The sequence below is a fragment of the Mycobacterium celatum genome (assembly GCF_002101595.1).
In the GTDB taxonomy this organism is placed as follows: Bacteria; Actinomycetota; Actinomycetes; order Mycobacteriales; family Mycobacteriaceae; genus Mycobacterium; species Mycobacterium celatum.
In genome coordinates this window covers 88686-110132 of the sequence record NZ_LQOM01000037.1, presented here as the reverse complement: position 1 = coordinate 110132, position 21447 = coordinate 88686, and the positions used below count along the sequence as shown (strand labels likewise).

The 21447-nt window shown below is 68.3% G+C and carries 21 protein-coding genes; 15 read left to right on the top strand and 6 right to left on the bottom strand.

Annotation, left to right across the window (positions count from 1 at the left end; genetic code table 11):
- Positions 1-19: 19 nt before the first annotated feature.
- The 5 genes from hemB (at position 20) to AWB95_RS16745 (ending at position 4370) form a co-directional block, all read left to right on the top strand.
- The gene (gene hemB / locus AWB95_RS16765) at positions 20-1006 is read left to right on the top strand and encodes a porphobilinogen synthase (RefSeq protein ID WP_099539571.1); all 987 of its coding nucleotides are present in this window, start codon (positions 20-22) and stop codon (positions 1004-1006) included.
- A 122-nt stretch (positions 1007-1128) separates the two neighbouring features.
- Positions 1129-1482: a hypothetical protein gene (locus AWB95_RS16760; protein WP_084707488.1), complete on the top strand. Its 354-nt coding sequence runs from the start codon at positions 1129-1131 to the stop codon at positions 1480-1482.
- A gap of 22 nt (positions 1483-1504) precedes the next feature.
- Positions 1505-2050 (top strand): DUF3093 domain-containing protein, encoded by a 546-nt coding sequence (locus AWB95_RS16755; protein ID WP_085168422.1) that lies wholly within the window; start codon positions 1505-1507, stop codon positions 2048-2050.
- Positions 2037-2291 carry a hypothetical protein gene (locus AWB95_RS16750; protein WP_062541923.1) on the top strand — a complete coding sequence of 85 codons (255 nt, stop codon included), beginning with the start codon at positions 2037-2039 and terminating at the stop codon, positions 2289-2291. The genes AWB95_RS16755 and AWB95_RS16750 overlap by 14 nt, the downstream gene beginning before the upstream one ends.
- A gap of 9 nt (positions 2292-2300) precedes the next feature.
- On the top strand, positions 2301-4370 hold the full coding sequence (locus AWB95_RS16745; protein WP_085168421.1) for a heavy metal translocating P-type ATPase: 2070 nt from the start codon (positions 2301-2303) through the stop codon (positions 4368-4370).
- A gap of 4 nt (positions 4371-4374) precedes the next feature.
- Here the strand turns inward: AWB95_RS16745 and AWB95_RS16740 are convergent, their stop codons facing one another.
- Both AWB95_RS16740 and AWB95_RS16735 read right to left on the bottom strand, forming a co-directional pair.
- Entirely contained in the window at positions 4375-5229 is an 855-nt protein-coding gene (locus AWB95_RS16740; RefSeq protein ID WP_062538874.1) for an alpha/beta hydrolase, read from the bottom strand.
- Positions 5230-5303: 74 nt separating this feature from the next.
- On the bottom strand, positions 5304-6086 hold the full coding sequence (locus tag AWB95_RS16735; protein WP_198157750.1) for a class I SAM-dependent DNA methyltransferase: 783 nt from the start codon (positions 6084-6086) through the stop codon (positions 5304-5306).
- Positions 6087-6188: 102 nt separating this feature from the next.
- Between AWB95_RS16735 and AWB95_RS16730 the strand changes: the two genes are divergently transcribed.
- From AWB95_RS16730 to AWB95_RS16720, 3 genes are read left to right on the top strand one after another with little or no spacing between them, the layout of a single operon-like run.
- Positions 6189-7043 carry an oxygenase MpaB family protein gene (locus tag AWB95_RS16730; protein ID WP_062538872.1) on the top strand — a complete coding sequence of 285 codons (855 nt, stop codon included), beginning with the start codon at positions 6189-6191 and terminating at the stop codon, positions 7041-7043.
- Entirely contained in the window at positions 7021-7623 is a 603-nt protein-coding gene (locus AWB95_RS16725) for a TetR/AcrR family transcriptional regulator (RefSeq protein WP_062538871.1), read from the top strand. Before AWB95_RS16730 ends, AWB95_RS16725 begins: the two co-directional genes overlap by 23 nt.
- Positions 7624-7666: 43 nt before the next feature.
- The gene (locus tag AWB95_RS16720; RefSeq protein ID WP_062538875.1) at positions 7667-9478 is read left to right on the top strand and encodes an amino acid permease; all 1812 of its coding nucleotides are present in this window, start codon (positions 7667-7669) and stop codon (positions 9476-9478) included.
- A gap of 64 nt (positions 9479-9542) precedes the next feature.
- Here AWB95_RS16720 and car read toward each other — a convergent pair whose 3' ends face one another.
- From car to AWB95_RS16705, 3 genes are read right to left on the bottom strand one after another with little or no spacing between them, the layout of a single operon-like run.
- Positions 9543-13088, bottom strand: coding sequence for a carboxylic acid reductase (car, locus tag AWB95_RS16715; protein WP_085168420.1), 3546 nt, complete (start codon positions 13086-13088; stop codon positions 9543-9545).
- Positions 13089-13121: 33 nt separating this feature from the next.
- On the bottom strand, positions 13122-13508 hold the full coding sequence (locus AWB95_RS16710) for a nitroreductase family deazaflavin-dependent oxidoreductase (protein WP_062538869.1): 387 nt from the start codon (positions 13506-13508) through the stop codon (positions 13122-13124).
- Between the two features lies 1 nt (position 13509).
- Positions 13510-13905: a nitroreductase family deazaflavin-dependent oxidoreductase gene (locus AWB95_RS16705; RefSeq protein ID WP_062538868.1), complete on the bottom strand. Its 396-nt coding sequence runs from the start codon at positions 13903-13905 to the stop codon at positions 13510-13512.
- 100 nt (positions 13906-14005) lie between these two features.
- On the opposite strand from AWB95_RS16705, the gene hemL reads away from it, so the two are divergent.
- The 7 genes from hemL (at position 14006) to AWB95_RS16670 (ending at position 21252) form a co-directional block, all read left to right on the top strand.
- A complete protein-coding gene (hemL, locus tag AWB95_RS16700; RefSeq protein ID WP_062538867.1) occupies positions 14006-15319 on the top strand; it encodes a glutamate-1-semialdehyde 2,1-aminomutase in 1314 nt (437 codons plus the stop codon).
- Positions 15313-15915 (top strand): histidine phosphatase family protein, encoded by a 603-nt coding sequence (locus tag AWB95_RS16695; RefSeq protein WP_062538866.1) that lies wholly within the window; start codon positions 15313-15315, stop codon positions 15913-15915. Before hemL ends, AWB95_RS16695 begins: the two co-directional genes overlap by 7 nt.
- Position 15916: 1 nt before the next feature.
- Positions 15917-16522, top strand: a complete 606-nt coding sequence (locus AWB95_RS16690; RefSeq protein WP_062538865.1) for a TlpA disulfide reductase family protein — start codon at positions 15917-15919, stop codon at positions 16520-16522.
- Positions 16519-17280, top strand: coding sequence for a cytochrome c biogenesis CcdA family protein (locus AWB95_RS16685; protein WP_062538864.1), 762 nt, complete (start codon positions 16519-16521; stop codon positions 17278-17280). Before AWB95_RS16690 ends, AWB95_RS16685 begins: the two co-directional genes overlap by 4 nt.
- A 98-nt stretch (positions 17281-17378) precedes the next feature.
- Positions 17379-18959, top strand: coding sequence for a cytochrome c biogenesis protein ResB (gene resB / locus AWB95_RS16680; RefSeq protein ID WP_084706961.1), 1581 nt, complete (start codon positions 17379-17381; stop codon positions 18957-18959).
- Entirely contained in the window at positions 18956-19903 is a 948-nt protein-coding gene (gene ccsB, locus AWB95_RS16675; protein WP_062538862.1) for a c-type cytochrome biogenesis protein CcsB, read from the top strand. The genes resB and ccsB overlap by 4 nt, the downstream gene beginning before the upstream one ends.
- 56 nt (positions 19904-19959) lie before the next feature.
- A complete protein-coding gene (locus AWB95_RS16670; RefSeq protein WP_180275976.1) occupies positions 19960-21252 on the top strand; it encodes a MinD/ParA family ATP-binding protein in 1293 nt (430 codons plus the stop codon).
- Here the strand turns inward: AWB95_RS16670 and AWB95_RS23040 are convergent.
- Positions 21249-21410, bottom strand: a complete 162-nt coding sequence (locus tag AWB95_RS23040) for a hypothetical protein (RefSeq protein WP_099539569.1) — start codon at positions 21408-21410, stop codon at positions 21249-21251. The two genes, AWB95_RS16670 and AWB95_RS23040, sit on opposite strands and share 4 nt — an antisense overlap.
- Positions 21411-21447 lie beyond the last annotated feature (37 nt).

Here is a 21447-nt window from a genome sequence, read left to right as displayed (position 1 = left end):
CGCACCCTCGCGGTGAGGAATGAGCATGGCGTACCCCCGGCAGCGTCCGCGTCGGCTTCGCTCGACACCGGCGATGCGCCGGCTGGTGGCGCAAACGTCTTTGGAGCCAAGGCATTTGGTGTTGCCGATGTTCGTCGCCGACGGCATCTCCGAGCCGCGGCCGATCGCGTCGATGCCCGGCGTGGTGCAGCACACCCGCGACTCACTGCGCGCTGCCGCGGCCGAAGCGGTGGAAGCCGGAGTCGGCGGGCTGATGCTGTTCGGCGTCCCCCGCGACGAGGACAAGGACGCCGCCGGGTCGGTCGGCTCCGACCCGGACGGCATCCTCAACGTCGCGTTGCGGGATCTGGCCAAGGATCTCGCTGAGGCCACCGTGCTGATGGCCGACACCTGCCTCGACGAGTTCACCGACCACGGACACTGTGGCGTGCTCGACGAACGCGGCCGGGTCGATAATGACGCTACACTGACCCGTTATGTGGAACTGGCTGTGGCGCAAGCAGATTCAGGAGCCCAGGTGGTAGGGCCGAGCGGTATGATGGACGGCCAGGTCGGCGCCATCCGCGACGGCCTGGACGCCGCCGGTCACACCGACGTGGTGATCTTGGCGTATGCCGCCAAGTTCGCGTCGGCGTTCTACGGGCCGTTCCGCGAGGCCGTGAGCTCCAGCCTGTCCGGTGATCGTCGCACCTATCAGCAGGAGCCCGGCAACGCGCGGGAGGCGTTGCGCGAGGTACAGCTGGATCTCGACGAGGGCGCTGACGTCGTGATGGTCAAACCCGCGATGGGCTATCTCGATATCGTCTCGGCGGCGGCGTCCATATCCCCGGTGCCGGTGGCGGCCTACCAGGTGTCGGGGGAGTACGCGATGATCTCGGCCGCCGCGGCCAACGGCTGGATCGATCGCCGCGCCGCGGTGCTGGAATCGCTGACCGGCATCCGTCGCGCCGGCGCAGACATCGTGCTGACCTACTGGGCCGCCGAGGCGGCGGGCTGGTTGTCGTGACCGGACCGCCGAGCTCGCCGGGACCGCCCGGCCCGCCGGGACCGCCCGGCCCGCCGGGACCGCCGCAGGCGCAGGAGCCGCAGACCCGGCCGGTGGACGTCGACACCGGCTTTTGGCTGTGGATGGCTGCACTGCCGCTGATGGTGATCGGCTACGTGGTGGACCTGGTCGCCTCCCGGCACGGCCACGGCTCGCCGATCGTCTACGCCGCGTCAGGGCTTTTCGCGGCGGTGCTGTGCGCAGTCGTGGTGACCTTCCTGATCCTGATGCGGGCCGGGTATCGCTGGGCCCGCACGGTGTTGACCGGCGGCGGCATCGCCGCTGTCGTCTACGTCGGCACCCGGTTGTTCAGCGTGGACTGGCCGCCACTGGCAGCGGTGATCTGCGCGGTCACCGGGATCGTCGGCTGCGTGCTGATCGCCGGGGGCATGTTCCTGCTGCACCGCGGCGACGCCCACACCTACTTCACCAGGTGAGCGCCAGGTTAGGCTCACGTCAGTGACCACAGACACCGACACCAAGCAGGCTCCGTTGTTCCGCGAGCCCGGGGCCAGCTGGTACTGGGTGCTGACCGGCCCGCTCGCGGCCGGAGCCATGCTGCTGATCGAGCATTCCAGCGGCTACGGCTGGCAACCGCTGGTCCCGGCGGTGTTCCTGGTGCTGGTGTCCGGGTTCGTGGCGTTGCAGGTGAAAGCGGCGCGCATCCACACCTCGGTCGAGCTGACCCCGCAAACGCTGCGTCAGGGCACCGAGACCATCAAGGTGGCCGAGATCGTGCGGGTGTACCCGGAGGCCGGACATCCGCAGGCCTCCGAACAGGAATCGGCGCGGTGGCAGTCGGCGCGCGCACTCGGCGAGCTTGTCGGGGTGCCGAAGGGCCGCGTCGGCATCGGGCTGCGGCTCACCCACGGGCGCACCGCGCAGGCCTGGGCGCGGCGGCACAAGTCGCTGCGGGCAGCGCTGACCCCGCTGGTCGAGGAGCGGGTCGGACCGGCCGGGGCGGACGACGACAACGAGGACGGTCGCGCCGGTGAGCGCCGGTAGCCGGGCCGTCGTCGAACTCGCGCTGGCCTGCGCCGCGGTGCTCGGTTGTGCGACGGCGTGGTCTCAGGTGCGCTCCACTGTGTCGGTGGCGCCGGTGCTCGACGGCCAGCCGGTCACCACGTCGGTGGTCTACAACCCGCCGCTGCTGCTGCTGACGCTGCTGCTGGCGTCGGTGGCCGGCGTGCTGGCCGTGGTGGGCTTCGCCAACCTGCGACGGGCACGCAACACCTCTGCCCGGTAGAACCGAAGTATGCCCACCACCGACCTCGAGCTGCGCGGCATGAGCTGCGCATCGTGTGCGGCGCGGGTCGAGCGGGGCCTCAACCAGCTCGACGGTGTGCGCGCGACGGTGAACTTCGCGGTCGAACGCGCCCACGTCGAGCACGGGCCCACGGTGTCGGCCCGTGACCTGATCCGCGCCGTGGAGTCGGCCGGCTACCAGGCCTCGGTGAGCCGCGATCCCGCCCGCGACGACGTGGCCGAGGCTCAGCTGCCGGCCCGGTTGATCGGCTCTGCGGCGCTGGCCATTCCGGTCGTCGCGCTGTCGATGGTGACGGGATGGCAGTTCCCCGGCTGGCAATGGCTGGTCCTGGCGCTGACGACGCCGATCGTGGCCTGGGGCGGCTACCCGTTCCACCGGGCGGCGCTGGCCGGCGCGCGGCACGGCGCGTCGACGATGGACACCCTGGTGTCGCTGGGCACGCTGGCCGCCTACCTGTGGTCGGCGATCGCGGTGACCACCGGCAGCGGCCACCTGTATTTCGAGGTAGCCGCGGCCGTGACGGTGTTCCTGCTGGCCGGCCGCTACGCCGAGTCGCGGGCCAAACGCTCGGCCGGCGCGGCGCTGCGGGCGCTGCTCACGTTGGGCGCCAAGGAGGCCGCCGTGTTGCGCGACGGCGCCGAGGTGCGGGTGCCGGTGGCCGAGCTGCAGGTTGACGACGTGTTCGTGGTGCGGCCTGGCGAGCGGGTCGCCACCGACGGCGTCGTCGTCGAGGGCGTCTCGGCGCTGGACACCTCGGCGCTGACCGGAGAGCCGGTGCCCGTCGACGTCGGCCCGGGCGACGAGGTACTCGGCGGCGCGGTGAACACCTACGGCCGCGTGCTGGTTCGCGCGGTGAAGGTGGGCGCCGACACGCAGCTGGCGCGGATGGCCAGGCTGGTGGCCGACGCCCAGAACGGCAAGGCATCCATCCAGCGGCTCCCCGACCGGGTCTCGGCGGTGTTCGTGCCCGCGGTGCTGGCGATCGCCGCAGCGACCCTGGCCGGCTGGCTGCTGGCCAGCCAGCCTGCCGCCGCGGCGTTCACCGCGGCCGTCGCGGTGCTGATCATCGCCTGCCCGTGCGCGTTCGGGCTGGCGACGCCGACCGCCATCCTGGTCGGGACCGGACGCGGCGCTCAGCTGGGCATCCTGATCAAGGACCCGCAGGTGTTGGAGGCCGTGCAGCGCATCGACACCGTCGTGCTGGACAAGACGGGAACTGTGACCACCGGCGTGCTGAGCGTCGATGCGGTGGAGCCCGCCGCGGGTGAGGACGCCGACGCCGTGCTGGCCCGCGCCGCGGCGGTCGAATCGGCCTCCGAGCATCCGGTGGCGGCGGCGATCGTGGCCGCCGCCGGTGACGTGGCACCGGTCTCCAACTTCGCCAACGACCCGGGTACCGGGGTCAGCGGCGACGTCGACGGCGTGACGGTCAGCGTGGTCAAGGCCGGACAGTCGGACGGGCGCACCAGCGTCGAGGTCATCTGGGGCGACCGGTTGCGCGGCGTCATCCGGCTGGTCGACGCCGTGAAACCGACCAGCGCTCAAGCGATTTCGCAGCTGCGAAGGATGGGGATCCGGCCGGTGCTGCTCACCGGCGACAACGGCGCGGTCGCACACCGGGTCGCCGCCGAGGTCGGCATCGACCCCGCCGACGTGATCGCCGAAGTGCTACCGACCGACAAGGCCGACGTGATCAAGCGGTTGCAGACCCAAGGTGCCCGGGTCGCGATGGTCGGCGACGGCGTCAACGACTCTGTGGCGCTGGCCACCGCCGACATCGGCATGGCGATGGGCACCGGCACCGACGCCGCGATCGAGGCCGGCGACCTGACCCTGGTGCGGGGCGACCTGCGCACGGTGCCGACGGCGCTGCGGTTGTCGGCGCGCACGCTGCGGACCATTCGGGCAAACCTGTTCTGGGCTTTCGGCTACAACGTGGCGGCGATCCCGCTGGCGGCCCTGGGTCTGCTCAACCCGATGATCGCCGGCGCGGCGATGGCCTGCTCGTCGGTGCTGGTGGTGGCAAACAGCTTGCGGCTCAAGCGATTCGGCCGCTAGCCGTTCAGGAGTCCAGCCAGGCCAGCTCGTCGGGAAGGTGCTGGTGCCAGAACTCGGCGTCGTGCCCGCCGGGGTAGAACCCCCCGGCCGGTGGTGTGGGTAACTCGTTGACGAATTGCCGTGTCGCGACGTAGAAGCCGTCGCCGGTGCCGCAATCGACACGCAGCGGGATCCCCGCCAGCTGCGGCACCAGGTTCATTGCCGAGTTCTTGCGCCAGTCGTCGAGGCTGTCGAAGGCATCGTGCGGCGCTCCCCAATACGTCATGTACAGCGCCGGGCTGATCGCGCAGATCGCCGCCGTGCGCGCCGGACCCAGACGAGAGCCCAGCAGCAGGGCGCCGTAACCGCCCATCGACCAGCCCATGAAGGCCACCCGAGAGGTGTCGATGCTTTTGGTGGCCAGCATCGGGATCAGCTCGTTCAACACCATCGCGCCGGAGTCCTGCCCGGAGGCCCGTCGGCGCCAGAAGGCGTTGCCGCCGTCGACGCTGACCACCGCGAACGGCGGCCGGCCGGATGCAGTCAGCCGCGCCAGGGCGTCCTCGACGCCGAGGCTCATCACGCCGGCGGCGTCGCTGTCCATCCCGTGCAGGGCGATCACCGGTCGTAAGACGCCGGTTGTGCCCGGCGGGCGGGCGATGATCCATTTGGTCTCGACGCCGCCGCGGGCCGCGGAGATGAACGAGCCGGACTCGCGAGTGGGCAGTGGGCCGGCTGCCGATGCCGGTCCTGGGTCGGGCGCCGCACGGGGTGTCGGTGGATCGAGCAGGGCGCCCAGCGCGGACAACCCCGCCGCACCCATACCCACCGCCCCGGCGATACCCAAGTGCAGCGCGTCGCGGCGGGTCAGCGATTTCACCAGCGCATCATGCCAAGCAGACGACCGCGACAGGTCTCGCCGCGTCACCTATCCGACAACAGGCTGATAACGGCCTAGTCCTCGATGCCGTGGGTCTCCAGGAAGTCGTCCGGGATCGATGCGGTCAACCGGCCCACGAACGCGTAGTAGAACAGCTGCGTGCCCTCCATGGAGAGGCGATGGCGATACAACTCCAGATGGTAAATATCGAGGTATTTGGAGAAGATGAGTGCTCGGACCAGCCGGGAAAACCCGGTCTGCTCATCCGGGTTCAAAAACGATTGTTTGATATTGAACGCCAGCCACCCTTCGGTCTTGATGAGTTTCATTGCGTTGAAGAATGCGCGTGGCGGTATGTCGCCGAAACCGAGTGCGGCGACACAGGTCAGGCAGTCGAAATTCCACTCGGTCAGTTCGTCACGCAGCCGGGAGTCGGGATCGCCGAGGTCGGCGACGTAGTAGGCGTCGTAGACGGTCGGACGGTCGCGGTAGGCGGCGTCACGAGCCTCCGGGACGATGTCGACGCCTACCAGCCGGGCCACCCCCTCGCGCTTGAGGACATCGCCCATCATTCCGTTGCCCGCACCGAGGTCGAGTACCCGCAACTCGGTCAGCGGTTCACGCGTGGTCTGTAACGCCCGCTCGAGCAGCTCCATCACCTTACCGGGTGAATTACACCGCAGCCGGCCGTAAAACAATTCTTCATAAAGGCCGGGGCGCTTGTAGATCTCCGCGTAATCGTGAAAGCGCAGTTCCCGAGATCCGCCATTATCGATAAGCTTGAACGAGACCTCGTCTTGCGCCAGCCGTTCGGAATTCGCCGGTGGAAACTGAATTCGATAGATTTGCGAAGTCATCATGCAATTCTAACACTCGCCGTAATCGTTTCGTTATCTGGGTGCGGCCGACTGCCCACCACGGGGTTGGTACAAAGTTCAGAATGTGTAACACTGTGCCACATGACTGAGCTGTCGGAAACGCACATCGACGTCGACGCCTTGCCGCTCGGCCCCGAGTCGCTGGTGTGGCGCTACTTCGGCGACAACCGCATGTTCTTGATCGGGCCGCGGCCCGCGGTGCTGCAGAACATGCTCGCCGAGCTCGGCCAGGGCGTGCTGGACCACTCGGTGTTCTTCTCCGACACCGCCGCCCGAGTCAAGCGCTCGCTGCCGCCGATCTTCATGACCGTCTACGGCTCCGACGACGGCCATCCGGGCCAGCAAGTGCGCGACTTCCACCACGAGATCAAAGGCCAGATGCTCGACGGCCAGCGCTACCACGCGCTTGACCCGGAAACGTACTACTGGGCGCATGCCACCTTCGTCGAGCAGGTGCTCTACTTCGCCGACACGTTCGTCAAGCGGCTCACCCGTGCCGAGAAGGAACAGATCTACCTCGAGTCGAAGACCTGGTATCGCCGTTACGGGGTCAGCGACCGGGCGATGCCTACCGACTACGCGGAGTTCGAAAAGTACTGGAACGACATGCTCGACAACGTCGTGGTGGCGCACAAGACCGCCAGATACGGTGTCGGCTACGTCACCAAGGGCTTCCCATGCCCCAAAGGGGTGCCGCCGCTGGTGTGGCGGCTGGTGTCGCCGATGTTCGATCCGGTCGCGGCGTTCCTGACGACGGGCGGTCTGCCGCCGCAGGCCCGCGCCCTGCTGAACCTGCCGTGGAGCGAGCGGCAGGAGCGTCGCTACCAGCGTTTCGCCGCGGTGTGGCGCTCACGGCCGGTCAACTGGCTGTGGGATCATCTGCCGATGCGGTTGCGCTACAACAGGTTTGCTCGTGCCGGTTACGCACGGGGATGACCCCGCCGCCCGCGCCATCCTCGACGCCGCCGTCGTCGAGTTCGAGCGGCATGGCTTTCGTCGGGTCGCGCTCGACGATGTGGCGCGCCGCGCCCGGGTCAGCCGCACCACGATCTACCGCCGCTTCGCCAACCGCGACGAGCTGGTCGCCGCCGTCATCGACCGGGAGAACGCCGCGCTGTTCGCCGCCATCGCCGACGAGTTGAAAAACCGCCGGCCGCAATCGAATTACTACGTCGAGGCGTTCACATGCGCGATCATGCGGTTCCGCGAGCATCGGGTGTTGACCCGGATGATCGCCGACGAGCCCGGCCTGATGCTCGAACTGGCTCAGCAGCATTGGGGTGCCGCGGTCGAGCGGATGGCCGCCGCGCTGCGGGTGATCTTCCCCGACGGGTTCGCCGAACGCATCGGCGAATCCGCGGTCGACGAACTGGCCGAGACGATCCTGCGCTACGCGGCGATGGTGCTGTTGTTGCCTAGCCGCCAACCGCTGGCCAGCGCCGACGACCTCCGCGCCTTTGCCACCGAGCACTTCCTGCCCAGCCTGCCCGCCGTGTTGCGCGCCGCGCCGGTGTAGCGCGGTGTAGCGTCCGCTCATGCTGCTGACGCAGGAGGGGCGCATGAGCACGACGGCGAAGCTGCGCCAAGGCCTGACGCAGCGGCAGCTCAACATGATCGCGATCGGCGGGGTGATCGGCGCCGGGTTGTTCGTCGGCTCCGGCGTCGTCATCGGCGAGACCGGGCCCGCGGCGTTCGTCACCTACGCGCTGTGCGGTCTGCTGATCGTTCTGGTGATGCGGATGTTGGGGGAGATGGCCGCCGCCAACCCGGCAACCGGATCGTTCGCCGACTATGCCCGCGACGCTCTCGGCGACTGGGCGGGATTCTCGGTGGGCTGGCTGTATTGGTACTTCTGGGTGATCGTCGTCGGTTTCGAGGCGGTGGCCGGCGGCCGGGTGATCACCTACTGGTTCCACGCGCCGCTGTGGGTGCTGTCGCTGATCCTGATGGTGACAATGACGGCGACGAACCTGTTCTCGGTCTCGTCGTTCGGGGAGTTCGAATTCTGGTTCGCCGGAATCAAAGTCGCCACGATCATGGTCTTCCTCGCCGTCGGGTCGCTGTTCGTCGTCGGGCTTTGGCCGCACCACGGCACGGGTTTCGGCAACCTGGTTGCGCACGGCGGGTTCTTCCCGCACGGCATCGGCACGGTGTTCGGTGCGGTCGCGGTCGTCATCTCGGCGATGGTCGGCGCCGAGGTCGCCACGATCGCCGCCGCCGAAACCGACAACCCCGAACGCGCGGTGCGGCGGGCCACCAAGTCGGTGGTCGCCCGCATCCTGGTCTTCTACGTCGGTTCGGTGTTCCTTCTCGCGGTGATTGTGCCGTGGAACTCGACCGAACTGGGCGCCTCGCCCTACGTCGCGGCGCTGCGGACGATGGGCATCCCGGGAGCCGGGCACATCATGAATGCGGTGGTGCTCACCGCGGTGCTGTCGTGCCTGAACTCCGGGCTCTACACCGCGTCGCGAATGTTGTTCGTGCTGGCCGCGCGTCACGAGGCACCGGTCCAATTCGTCAAGGTCAGCCGCCGCGGCGTGCCCTACAACGCCATCCTCGGCGCGTCGGTGGTGGGGTTCTTGTGTGTGGTGATGGCGTGGATCGCACCGGGCAGCGTCTTCGTCTTCCTGCTGAAGTCTTCCGGCGCCATCGTGCTGTTTGTCTACCTGCTGATCGCGCTGTCGCAGATCGTGTTGCGCCGCAGGACACCGCCGGAGCGGCTGCGAGTCAAGATGTGGGGCTTTCCGGCGCTGTCGATTCTGACCCTGGCCGGGATCGTCGCCGTCCTCGTGCAAATGGTGTTCGAGCATGAGGCACGCACCCAGCTGTTCCTGAGCCTGCTGTCCTGGGCGGTGGTGCTGGCGCTGTACTTCGTGCCCAAATGGTGGCGCGGGCCGGCCGAACCCGGCGGCGAAACACCGCCGACCGGCAAGGCGACCCGGGTGTTGGTGCTGGCCAACAAAAACGTCTCCGGCAGTGAGCTTTTCGACGTGCTGCGCCGCGTCGACGCCAAGGCAAGAGCGGACTATTTCGTCTGCGTGCCGGCCAGCCCGGTCGACACCGGACAAGCCGAAAACACCGGCCCCGTCTATGTTTTCGACGCGACGCTGCAGGCCGCACAACAGCGGCTGGACACTATCTTGTCCGCGATGCGGGAGATGGGCTTGCATGCCGAGGGAGAGCTTGGCGACTACCGGCCGCTGCGTGCGCTGGCCCACGCGGTGCGCAATTTCCGCCCCGATCAGCTGGTGATCGCCGAAGGCCGGTCGTCCTGGCTGCGGCTCGGGCTCGTCGACAAGGCGCGCTCGACGTATCCGATCCCGGTCACCCACGTGGTGTCGCGCGAGCCCGCAGGTGTGGCCCGGCGTTGACTCTGCGTGTACCAGGGAGTCTTCTCGCACTTTGTCGTGGTAGACGCAGAATCAACGGCCCCGACTAGGCCACGTGTTCGCCCGCCGTCTCCAAGAGACCCAGCTGATGCAGGTCGGTGACGTACTTGTCGATCAACGCTTCGGTGAGGTGCGGCACGTCGTTGTCGGTGCCTATGCCGGCGGATTGGACTGCGGCGCGAAACTTCTCGGCGGGCAGGTGGCTTCCAGGTGTCGGCGTCGCCGGCCGGGCGTAGGCGCTCAGCAGCGGCAGCACCGAGTTCTTGCGCTGGTTCTCCGGCAGCGCCTTCATCGCCGCCTCGAACCGCGGGAGCCACTCGCCGTAGTCGTCGATCCGCTCGATCTTCTGACCACCCGCGATCAGCCAGTCGACGAAGGTGTCCAGCGAGATGCCGTCGTCGTGGTTGTTGAGCACGTTGTACGTGCGGTAGCCCTCGGTGGCTCGACTACCGAGCGTGGTGATCGCCTCGGCGGTGAAATCGGCTGGCAGCCCGTCATAGTTGGCCCTTTGCCGGTTGCCGTCGGCGTCAAGTTGATAGAACGAGCGTGGCGCGATACCGGTGGCCAGCAGGCTCAGGATCAGCCGGGTGAACATGTCGGTCACGTTGACCTGACCGGTGTAGCGGCTGTGCGCCAGGATCATGTCTGACCGGAACACCGCAACGGGTAAGCCGCACAGATCATGCGCCTCGCGCAGCAACACCTCGCCCGCCCACTTGCTGGCCGCATAGCCACTGGCATACGCGGCACCCAGCGACCGCGACGGCGAGGCCTCCCGCACGTCGACGTCCTCACCGATGAAGCTGCCGTCGGGCAGGGCCGTCACCGCGACCGTCGACAGGTAGGTAACGGGCTTGAGCCGCTTGGTGATTGCGAGCTTGACGATCTCGGCGGTGCCCACCACGTTCGGGCCGAACAGCTGACTGTAGGGCAGCACGTGGTTGACCATCGCCGCGGCGTGCACGATCAGATCGACCGATTCCGCGAGCCGGTCCCAGGTCTCGCTGTCGACCCCCAGGTTCGCCGCCCCGAGGTCACCGGACAGCACCTCGAGGTGGTCGGCGGCCAGCGCGCGAAAGTGCGCCGACAGCCCGGCATCGCCGGTGTCGATCGCGGCCTCGATGCGCTGCCGCGCAGCGACGGGATCGGCGCCGCGCACGATACAGATCAGCGTGCCGCCGGTCTCGGCGAGCCGCTCCAGCCAGTCCAGGCACAGGAATCGGCCCAGGTAGCCGTTGGCGCCGGTCAACAGTACGGTCCTCGCCTCGCCGCTCACCGAAAGGTCCTGTGCCGCAGCCAAAATATCGCCGTCGATGAACTTGTTCAGTGTCAGCTCGGCGGCACGGGCCTGCGTCGCGCCGCGGCCATGCACCGACGCGAACGTGGGCCGCGTGGAAGCCGCGTCGCGTTCGCCGTCGATGTAGCGGGCGATGGTGGCCAGCGTCGCGGTGGGGCTGACGATGGTCTGCACCGGGACGTCGACGTGGTAGATCTGCTCCAGCAGCGATCCGAACGAGAATGCCGACAGCGAATCGCCGCCCAGCTCAACGAATTTCGAATCGGCAGGCATACCCTCCCCGGTGGCCTCCAGGCCCAGGGTGGCGACGGCGGCTCGCCGTACCGTGTCGATCGTCGGCAGTTCGGCAGCCGCCGCCCGCAGCTGATCGATCTGGTTTTCCTGACCCGCGGCGATCTCGGCGTACAGCGCGTCGAGCCGTTCACCGTAACGGGCCCGCAGCGCCGGCCGCAGCAGCTTGCCGACCCCGGACAGCAACCCGTTGTCGCGGGTGAACCGCTGTCGTTCGAGCAGGAAGTCACGCGGAATCTCATAGGGCTGCAAATGATTCGCCGCAGCGATCTGCTGCAACGACTCGGCGATCATCGCGCGCGGGTCGCCGCCACCGACCGCGTCGTCGTTGGGGACCACCACCGCCAGCAGGAACGGCTGGTCGCTGCTGCCGTGCAGATAGATCTGCCGGATGTAGGGACTGGCTGCATAGATCGCCTCCAGTTGGGACACCGCGACGAACTCGCCCTGGGAGAGCTTGATGACGTTGTTGCGGCGGTCCAGATATTTCAGGCGATCCGGGCCGAGTTCCTCCATGATGTCGCCGGTCTTGTAGAAGCCGTCGTCGTCGAAGATCTGGGTCGACAGCTCGGGATGCTTGAAGTAGCCCGGGATTACGTTGCTTGCCTTGACATAGAGCTCGCCGCGCGGGTGCGGTTTGTCAGTGGTGAAGTAGCCCAGTTCGGGAACGTCGACGAGCTTGTACTCGGTCACCGGTGGACGACGGACGATGCCGTTGCGCATGATTCCGCCGCCGGTTTCGGTGGCGCCGTAGCCGTCGGCGACGGTGACGTCAAGCAGCGATTCCATGAACGCGTGCATATGCTTGGACAGCGGCGCGCTGCCGCACATCGCCGACACCACTCGTCCGCCGAGAAAGTCTTGGCGCAGTTCTGCTTTCACTTCGTCTGCCGCTGAGCTGTCATCGGTGGCCGACCGGATGTCGAGCTCTCTGCGGTAGCGCCGGTAGATCAAGTCGCACACCCGCGGCACCAGGTTCAGCGCGGTGGGCCGCACCAGCGCGATGTCGTCGAACAGCGTCGACATGTCGCTCTTGGCGGCGAAGTAGCCGATCCCGCCTGATGCAAGCGTGGCGATCAGCCATTCCAGTCCGTACACGTGGGAGAGCGGCATGTACTGCAGATGGATGGCCGGAATCTGCCTGCCGATGTCCAGCGACGGGCTGTGCGGACGCTGCCACAGCCTTGTCACCATGTCCGCGGTGTACATCGCCCCCTTCGGGGTGCCGGTGCTGCCCGACGTGTAAATCAGTGTGGCCAGGTGGTTTTCGCCAGCCGGCGGGATGAACGGTGGGATCACCGGCAGGTTGCGTCCGGATTCCAGTTCCGGCAACAGCGGCATCACGTCCACCTCGCGGCCCGCGGCAGCGAGGCGTTCGCACCCGGCCTGGTACTTGGCGCGCTGCTCGTGGTCGTAGTTGAAGTAGTCGAACACCACCAGCCGCTCGACCGACGGCGTGTCGATCACCACGTCGACGGCGGTGTCCAGCGACTCGATACTGGCTGCGAATATTCGCGGGCCCGTCTCGGCGGCAATCGGTTTCAGCTGCTGCGCCGTCGAGCTGGTTTGCAGCGGGACGAATACCGCACCGAGCCGGATACAGGTCAGGTAGATGATCGCGTAGCCGATGCTGGTGAAACCCAGGACGGCCACGAAGTCGCCAGGATCAAAGCCGCCCCGCAGGTTCGAGTCCCACACGCTGGAGAGCGCCTCCACGCGTTCCCGCAACCGTCGATAGGTGATCGTCTCGAAACCCGGCAACAGCGTCGACGTGGCGCGTCCGGGGGCGTCGTCGCGCGTCAGCTCACGGGACCGCTGCCCCAGCGCCGGGCGGTCGGCATAGCCGGTGAGGTATTCCTCGACCACTTGCCAGGGCCGCAGCCCCTCCTGGTGGGCGGCGGCAGTCACCTGCGGTAACGGCGCCGCGGCGCGGAACTGCGGGTCGGTGGCGTACAGCTCCTCGATGCGGCGAACCAGGCGTTGCTCTCGTCCCGTTTCGGTCATGGTCGGCTCCCTCTCACCGTGGCTACCCCCGCGTCAGCCGGCGCGGGAGAGCAGCAGCGTCGACTCGACCCCCGACAACCCCAGCAGCTGGCGCCAGGGCGCCTTCACTGAATCGGCCGCCTCCCCGGTCGGGACAACTCGTGGGTCGGCGACGTCGAAAGTCTTGCCGTACAGCTTGACTCGCCCGCGGCCCGCCGCTTGCAGGTTCTTCACCCAATCACGGTCCGGCCGGTACGGCAGCAAGATGGCAACGCCGCCGTCGCGGGTGCGGAAGGCCGACACCGGGGTGCGGTAGGTCTTGCCGGATCGACGTCCCACGTGCTCGACGACCGACCACACCGGTAGCCAGCCGGAAATCGGCAACACGATGCGATTGGTCACCCGGCGGTTGAACCGGGCATGCGCTCGCGAGAACAGCACGCTAGTCGATTCGGGTGAGCAGAACCGCCTGCTCGAACGGCAGCCGGGCGAACAGCGCCCGCGATCGGCTGCTGATGTATTCGGCCGCTTCTTCCTTGGTGACCGTCCGCGGCTGGACGACGCCGAAGGTTTTGCCGTTGCGCCGTATCCGCCCGCCGCCGGCAGCGTTGAGGTTCTTCAGCCAGTCGCGGTCCGGGCCATAGGTCAGCAGGATCGCCACGCCGGGCTTGCCGTCGATGGTGGCGCTGAACACATTCAGCGGGGTGCGATACGGTTTGCCGGAGCGCCGCCCGACGTGCTCGAGAATCCCGAATCCGGGGAGCCAGCCAGCCCACATTCGCTGGATCGGGTTGGTGACGTGCCGGTTGAATCGGGCGAGCCGCTGCGGTAGTTGCATGTAGCCATCCAACCTGCCGCGGCCTGCCCAACTCAACCCCGTCGGCCCAGAACTACACCCTGTAGTCGACCGTTTTGCCGCAACTGGGACACTGGTGGCCATGTACAGCACCGAAACCTCGGCGAAGCTGTTCGACGACGCCTGCGCCGTCATCCCCGGCGGGGTGAACTCCCCGGTGCGGGCCTTCAAGGCCGTGGGCGGTACGCCGCGCTTCATCACCGAGGCCAGCGGCTACTGGCTCACCGACGCTGACGGCAACCGCTACGTGGACCTGGTTTGCTCGTGGGGCCCGATGATTCTGGGCCATGCCCACCCCGCGGTGGTCGACGCCGTGCAGCAAGCCGCGGCCTTTGGTGTCTCGTTCGGGGCGCCGACGCCCGCGGAGACCGAGCTGGCCGCCGAGATCGTCGACCGGGTGGCGCCGGTGGACCGGATACGGTTGGTGAACTCCGGCACCGAGGCCACGATGAGCGCGGTGCGGCTGGCCCGCGGGTACACCGGCCGCGCGAAGATCGTCAAGTTCTCCGGCTGCTATCACGGCCACGTCGACGCTCTATTGGCCGACGCCGGATCCGGCGTCGCGACGCTGGGCCTGCCATCGTCGCCCGGCGTCACCGGGGCTACCGCGGCCGACACGATCGTGTTGCCCTACAACGACATTGACGCGGTGGGCGAGGCGTTCGCCCGGTTCGGCGACCAGATTGCAGCGGTCATCACCGAGGCCAGCCCCGGCAACATGGGCGTCGTCCCGCAGGTGCCCGGCTACAACGCCGCGCTGCGGACGATCACCGCCGAGCACGGCGCGCTGCTGATCGTCGACGAGGTGATGACCGGTTTCCGGGTCAGCCGAAGCGGTTGGTACGGAATCGATCCCGTCGACGCCGACCTGTTCACCTTCGGCAAGGTGATGAGTGGCGGGCTGCCCGCCGCGGCGTTCGGCGGACGCACCGAGGTGATGGAACGGCTGGCCCCGCTCGGCCCCGTGTATCAGGCCGGCACCCTCTCGGGCAACCCGGTGGCGGTGGCCGCGGGCCTGGCCACGCTGCGGGCCGCTGACGACGCCGTCTATGCGGCGCTGGACGCCAACGCCGACCGGTTGGCCGGGCTCCTCTCTGAAGCTCTGAAGGAAGCCGGTGTGCCACATCAGATTCCACGGGCAGGCAACATGCTGTCGGTGTTCTTCGCCGACGAGCCGGTGACCGACTTCGCCACCGCCCGCGCCAGCGACACCTGGCGCTACCCCCCGTTCTTCCATGTGCTGCTCGACGCCGGTGTTTACCCACCCTGCAGCGCGTTCGAGGCGTGGTTCGTCTCGGCCGCGCTCGACGACGCCGCCTTCGACCGGATCGCCGGCGCACTACCCGCGGCCGCCGCCGCAGCCAAGGAAGCCAAGGAGCCGAAACCCCGATGTTGACCCGAATTCACCTGGTGCGTCACGGCGAGGTGTACAACCCCGACGGCGTCCTCTATGGACGCCTGCCGGGATTCCGCCTGTCCGACAAGGGAATTCGGCAGGCGCAGGCCGTGGCCGACGCGCTGGCGGACCGCGACGTGGTCGCGGTGATCGCCTCGCCGCTGCAGCGTGCACAGGAGACGGCCGCGCCTATCGCCGCCCGCCACGACCTGCCGGTGGACACTGACCCCGACCTGATCGAATCGACCAATATCCTGCAGGGCAGGGGAGTCTCACCCGGCGACGGCGCCTGGCGCGACCCGCGGGTGTGGTGGCACCTGCGCAACCCGTTCACCCCGTCGTGGGGTGAGCCGTACGCCCAGATCGCGGCAAGGATGACCACCGCGGTCGACAAGGCGCGGGCCCGGGCCGCCGGCCACGAAGCCGTATGCGTCAGCCACCAGCTGCCGATCTGGACGGTGCGGCTGCACCTGACCGGCCGGCGGCTCTGGCACTGGCCCACCCGGCGGCAATGCGCGGTGGGCTCGGTGACTTCGCTGGTCTACGACGGCGATCAGCTGGTCGACGTGCAGTATTCGCTGCCGGGCGGCTGTTGACATGCGCCGGCTGGCCATCCTCAGCGCGGTGCTGGCCGCGCTGCTGGTCGGCTGCTCTCACGGCGACGACGCCGTCGCGCAGGGCGGCACCTTCGAATTCGTCGCGCCGGGCGGAAAGACCGACATCTTCTACGACCCGCCCGATCACCGCGGTCGCCCCGGGCCGCTGGCCGGCCCGGACCTGATGGAGCCCGCGCGCACGCTGTCCGTCGACGACTTTCCCGGCAAGGTCGTCGTCATCAACGTGTGGGGGCAGTGGTGCGGACCGTGCCGGACGGAAGTCGCTCAGCTGCAACAGGTTTACGACGCCACCCGCGCCGACGGGGTGGCTTTCCTCGGAATCGACGTGCGCGACAACAACCGTCAGGCCGCGCAGGACTTCGTCACCGACCGCCACGCCACGTTCCCGTCGATCTACGACCCGGCGATGCGCACGATGATCGCGTTCGGCGGCAAATACCCGGCCACGGTGATCCCGTCGACCGTGGTGCTCGACCGCCGGCATCGGGTTGCCGCGGTGTTCCTGCGCGAGCTGCTCGCCGGGGACCTGCAGCCGCTCGTGCAGCGACTTGCCACCGAGGATCAGGCGCCGCCGGGGCCACAATGAGCAGCGGGTTCACCGAAATCGCCGCCGCTGGGCCGCTGTTGGTGGCGCTGGCGGTGTGCCTACTGGCGGGGCTGGTGTCGTTCGCGTCGCCATGTGTGGTGCCGCTGGTGCCCGGCTATCTCTCGTATCTGGCGGCCGTCGTCGGCGTCGACGAGCCCCGGACGCACGCCGCGCGGTGGCGGGTCGCCGGGTCGGCCGCGCTGTTCGTCGCCGGGTTCACCGCGGTGTTCGTGCTCGGCACCGTCGCGGTACTCGGCATGACCACCACGCTGATCACCAATCAGCTTCTGCTGCAACGGGTCGGCGGGGCGCTGACCATCGTGATGGGGCTGGTGTTCGTCGGGTTCATCCCGGCCCTGCAGCGCCAGGCCCGGTTCACCCCGCGGCAGCTCTCGACGGTGGCGGGAGCGCCGCTGCTGGGCGCGGTGTTCGCGCTGGGGTGGACACCGTGCCTAGGCCCGACGCTGACCGGGGTGATCACCGTCGCCTCGGCGACCGACGGCGCCAGCGTCGCGCGCGGCATCGCGCTGGTGATCGCCTACTGCCTGGGGTTGGGAGTTCCGTTCGTGCTCTTGGCATTTGGGTCGGCCAGCGCGGTGGCCGGGCTAGGGTGGCTGCGTCGCCATACCCGGGCGCTGCAGATCGTCGGCGGCGTGCTGCTGATCGCCGTCGGGGTCGCGCTGATCAGCGGCGGCTGGAACGACTTCGTCTCGTGGCTGCGCGACGCGTTCGTCACCGACGTGAGGCTGCCGGTCTAGTGGCGCGAGCAGACGCAAAAGCCCCCGACACGCCGAGGCGTAAGGGCCTTTTGCGTCTGCTCGCCACAGCACGCAACACCTGGCGGGCGCTGACGTCGATGGGCACCGCGCTGGTGCTGCTGTTCCTGCTTGCGCTCGGCGCCATCCCCGGCGCGCTGCTGCCGCAGCGCAGCCTCAACGCCGGCAAGGTCGACGACTACCTGACTGCCCATCCGGTGATCGGGCCGTGGCTGGACGCGGTGCAGGCGTTTGATGTGTTCGGCAGCTTCTGGTTCACCGCGATCTATGTGCTGCTGTTCACCTCGCTGGTCGGCTGCCTGACCCCGCGGATGGCCGAACACGCGAAAAGCCTGCGGGCCAAACCTGTTGCCGCACCGCGCAACCTGGCGCGGCTGCCCAAGCACACCACCGCCACGGTCACCGGCGATCCCGAGCACATAGCAACGACGATCACCCACCGGCTGCGCGGCTGGCGCACCGTAACCCGTCGCCACGACGACCGTGGCGATCGCCAGCGCGGCGAAGCCGGGTGCAGCGGGTCGCCACCAGAAGGCACCGTCGTGGTGTCCGCCGAAAAAGGCTACCTGCGCGAATTCGGCAACCTGGCATTCCATTTCGCGCTTTTGGGCCTGCTGCTCGCGGTGGCCGTCGGCAAGATGTTCGGCTACGAGGGCAACGTGATCGTCATCGCCGACGGCGGCCCCGGGTTCTGCTCGGCGTCGCCGGCCGCCTTCGACTCGTTCCGCGCCGGCAACACCGTCGACGGCACCTCGCTGCACCCAATCTGCATCCGCGTCAACAACTTTGACGCGCACTACCTGCCGTCGGGGCAGGCCACGTCGTTCGCCGCGAACATCGACTACCAGACCGGCCGCGACCTGACGACCGACAGCTGGCGGCCCTACCGGCTGGAGGTCAACCACCCCCTGCGCACCGGCGGCGACCGGGTGTATCTGCAGGGCCACGGCTACGCGCCGACGTTCACGGTGACCTTCCCGGACGGGCGTACCCGCACGTCGACGGTGCAGTGGCGGCCCGACAACCCGCAGACCCTGCTGTCGTCGGGCGTGGCCCGCATCGACCCGCCGGCCGGCAGCTTTCCCGACCCCGATCAGCGTCGCAAACATCAGATCGCCATCCAGGGACTGCTCGCCCCTACCGAGCAGCTCGATGGCACATTGCTGTCATCGAGCTTTCCCGCCCTGAACGCGCCCGCGGTGGCCGTCGACATCTACCGGGGCGACACCGGGCTGGACACCGGCCGGCCGCAGTCGCTGTACACGCTGGATCCGCGGCTGATCGAGCAGCACCGGCTGACCAAGGCCAAACGGGTGAACCTGCGCGCGGGTGAAGCGGTAACGCTCGAGGACGGCACTACGGTGCGTTTCGACGGCGCCGTGCCGTTCGTCAACCTGCAGGTCTCCCACGACCCGGGCCAGGTCTGGGTGCTGGTATCCGCGATCACGATGATGGCCGGGTTGCTGGTATCGCTGCTGGTGCGACGACGACGGGTCTGGGCGCGGATCGTCCCAACCGGAACAGCCGATACGGTGAACGTCGAGCTCGGCGGTCTGGCCCGCACCGACAACTCCGGCTGGGGCGACGAATTCGAGCGGCTGACCAGCCGCTTACTGGCCGGGTTCGATGCGGGCGACCGGGAGGAGGTAGGCGTCGGATGAACACCGCGCACGTCCACATCGGCCTGGCGCGCACCTCCGATTGGGCGTTCACTTCGGCGGTGGTTGTGTTGGTGGTCGCGCTGTTGCTGCTGGCCGCCGAACTCGCCTACATGCGCACCCGCAGAGCCACAGAGCTGGTGAGCGTCGGGGTTGCCGCCGACAGCGCCACCCCGGGCGTCGTGCAGGAGGCCCCGCGGCGCCCGTTCGACGAGCGTATCGGGCGGGCCGGTCTGGCGCTGGTCTACGTCGGGATCGCGATGCTGCTGGCGTGCATCGTGCTGCGCGGTCTGGCCACCGCGCGGGTGCCGTGGGGCAACATGTACGAGTTCATCAACCTGACCTGCTTCTGCGGGTTGGTCGCCGGTGCGGTCACGCTGCGCCGCCCGCAATATCGCCCGCTGTGGGTGTTCCTGCTGCTGCCGGTGCTGATACTGCTGACGGTCTCCGGACGCTGGCTGTACGCCAACGCGGCGCCGGTGATGCCGGCGCTGCAGTCCTACTGGCTGCCGATCCATGTCTCGGTGGTCAGCCTGGGCTCCGGGGTGTTCCTGGTGGCCGGGGTCGCCAGCATCCTGTTCCTGCTGCGGACCTCGCGGATGGCCGACGCCCGCGTGGTGCAACGGCTGCCCGACGCCCAAACCCTGGACCGCATCGCCTACCGAACGACGATCTTCGGCTTCCCGGTCTTCGGGTTCGGCGTGATATTCGGCGCCATCTGGGCCGAGGAAGCCTGGGGCCGCTACTGGGGCTGGGACCCCAAGGAAACTGTGGCGTTCATCGCCTGGGTGGTGTACGCCGCCTACCTTCATGCCAGGTCGACGGCGGGCTGGCGCGACCGCAAAGCCGCGTGGATCAACGTGGCCGGCTTCGTGGCCATGGTCTTCAATCTGTTCTTCGTTAACCTGGTGACTGTTGGCCTGCATTCATATGCGGGTGTTGGCTGACCAGGGCGATCGTTCATCGACAAACGACCCGAGTACTGCAACGAGGGGAAGTGCACGTGTCTGAGCATCCGGCCCAGGGCGCTGGGGCGTCTCGAGGGCATGAAGACCATCCGACGACGGAATTGCCGCCACAGCCGCCACAGCCGCACCCCGGTGAGCCGGATGCCAGGACCAGCAACGCCGAGACCAAGGCATTCGCCGGGTTCCGCACCGAACGCCGCTTCGCCGAGAACGAGACCGTAGGCGGCCTGGCGCCGCCAACCCGTGTCGAGCCGCGGGCCTGGGCGGCCACTCCGGCCAAGGGCCTGCCCCGGGTCGTCGACTCGCCGCCGTACGGCACCGGTTTCTACGGCGGACAGCCGTCGAACGCGCCGTACCGCCAAGGTGCGGTACACCACCCGCCGTCGCCGTACCCGGAGCTGTCCACCAGCACCCTGTTGCGCCAGGTCAAGCCGCCGCCGTCGGAGGGCTGGCGCAAATGGCTCTACATTCTTTCCGGCCAGCTGATCAACGTAGGGGAAAGCCCGCGGGTCAACCGCTACAACGACCTGATCATGCAGGCCAACCGGCCGCTGCGGGGCTGCTACCGCATCGCGATGCTGTCGCTGAAGGGCGGTGTCGGCAAGACCACGATCACCGCCTGCCTCGGCGCCACCTTCGCGTCCATCCGCGGCGACCGGGTGATCGCCGTCGACGCCAACCCCGACCGCGGCACACTCAGCCAGAAGGTTCCGTTGGAGACCCCGGCCACCGTGCGGCATTTGCTGCGCGACGCCGAGGGCATCCAGCGCTACAGCGACGTGCGCAGCTACACCTCGCAGGGCCCGAGCCGGCTGGAGGTGCTGGCCTCGGAGAGCGATCCGGCGATGTCGGATGCGTTCAGCGCCGAGGACTACACCCGCACGCTGGAAATCCTGGAGCGCTATTACGGCTTAGTGCTCACCGACTGCGGCACCGGGCTGCTGCACTCGGCGATGTCGGCGGTGCTGTCCAAGGCCGACACGCTGGTGGTGGTCAGCTCGGGATCGATCGACGGCGCCCGCAGCGCCTCGGCGACGCTGGACTGGCTGGACGCGCACGGCCACGAGGAGCAGGTGCGCAACTCGATCGCGGTGATCAACGCGGTGCGGCCCCGGTCAGGCAAGGTCGACATGCAAAAGGTGGTCGATCACTTCTCGCGGCGCTGCCGCGCGGTGCGGTTGATCCCGTTCGACCCGCATCTCGAGGAGGGCGCGGAAATCAGCCTGGAACGGTTGAAGCGGGAGACGCGCGAAGCGCTGATCGAGTTGGCAGCCGTTGTGGCCGATGGTTTCCCGAGCGACGACCGCCGCACCGCAGGGTTTATCTAACGCGGGTTGTTATCGCCGTGGCTTAACCGCCACAGGAACTCCGGATCGTCGTCGGGTCCGATGACGCGAGTCTTCGGGCGGTTCACCTGCGAACGCGCGGCCCGCAAGCCAAGGTAGATCAGCGTCCCCAGGACCAAGACGAGGAGCAGGTAGAGCACTCGACACCTCCTGCATCCGAATATACGCGCACCGTAG

Coding starts and splice junctions, on each gene's coding strand:
- resB (WP_084706961.1), top strand. CDS start 17,379: ATGGGCACCGCGCTGGTGCTGCTGTTCCTGCTTGCGCTCGGCGCCATC.
- AWB95_RS16685 (WP_062538864.1), top strand. CDS start 16,519: ATGAGCAGCGGGTTCACCGAAATCGCCGCCGCTGGGCCGCTGTTGGTG.
- AWB95_RS16695 (WP_062538866.1), top strand. CDS start 15,313: ATGTTGACCCGAATTCACCTGGTGCGTCACGGCGAGGTGTACAACCCC.
- hemB (WP_099539571.1), top strand. CDS start 20: ATGAGCATGGCGTACCCCCGGCAGCGTCCGCGTCGGCTTCGCTCGACA.
- AWB95_RS16745 (WP_085168421.1), top strand. CDS start 2,301: ATGCCCACCACCGACCTCGAGCTGCGCGGCATGAGCTGCGCATCGTGT.
- hemL (WP_062538867.1), top strand. CDS start 14,006: ATGTACAGCACCGAAACCTCGGCGAAGCTGTTCGACGACGCCTGCGCC.
- car (WP_085168420.1), bottom strand. CDS start 13,088: ATGACCGAAACGGGACGAGAGCAACGCCTGGTTCGCCGCATCGAGGAG.
- AWB95_RS16705 (WP_062538868.1), bottom strand. CDS start 13,905: ATGCAACTACCGCAGCGGCTCGCCCGATTCAACCGGCACGTCACCAAC.
- AWB95_RS16720 (WP_062538875.1), top strand. CDS start 7,667: ATGAGCACGACGGCGAAGCTGCGCCAAGGCCTGACGCAGCGGCAGCTC.
- AWB95_RS16735 (WP_198157750.1), bottom strand. CDS start 6,086: ATGACTTCGCAAATCTATCGAATTCAGTTTCCACCGGCGAATTCCGAA.
- AWB95_RS16690 (WP_062538865.1), top strand. CDS start 15,917: ATGCGCCGGCTGGCCATCCTCAGCGCGGTGCTGGCCGCGCTGCTGGTC.
- ccsB (WP_062538862.1), top strand. CDS start 18,956: ATGAACACCGCGCACGTCCACATCGGCCTGGCGCGCACCTCCGATTGG.
- AWB95_RS16760 (WP_084707488.1), top strand. CDS start 1,129: ATGGCTGCACTGCCGCTGATGGTGATCGGCTACGTGGTGGACCTGGTC.
- AWB95_RS16730 (WP_062538872.1), top strand. CDS start 6,189: ATGACTGAGCTGTCGGAAACGCACATCGACGTCGACGCCTTGCCGCTC.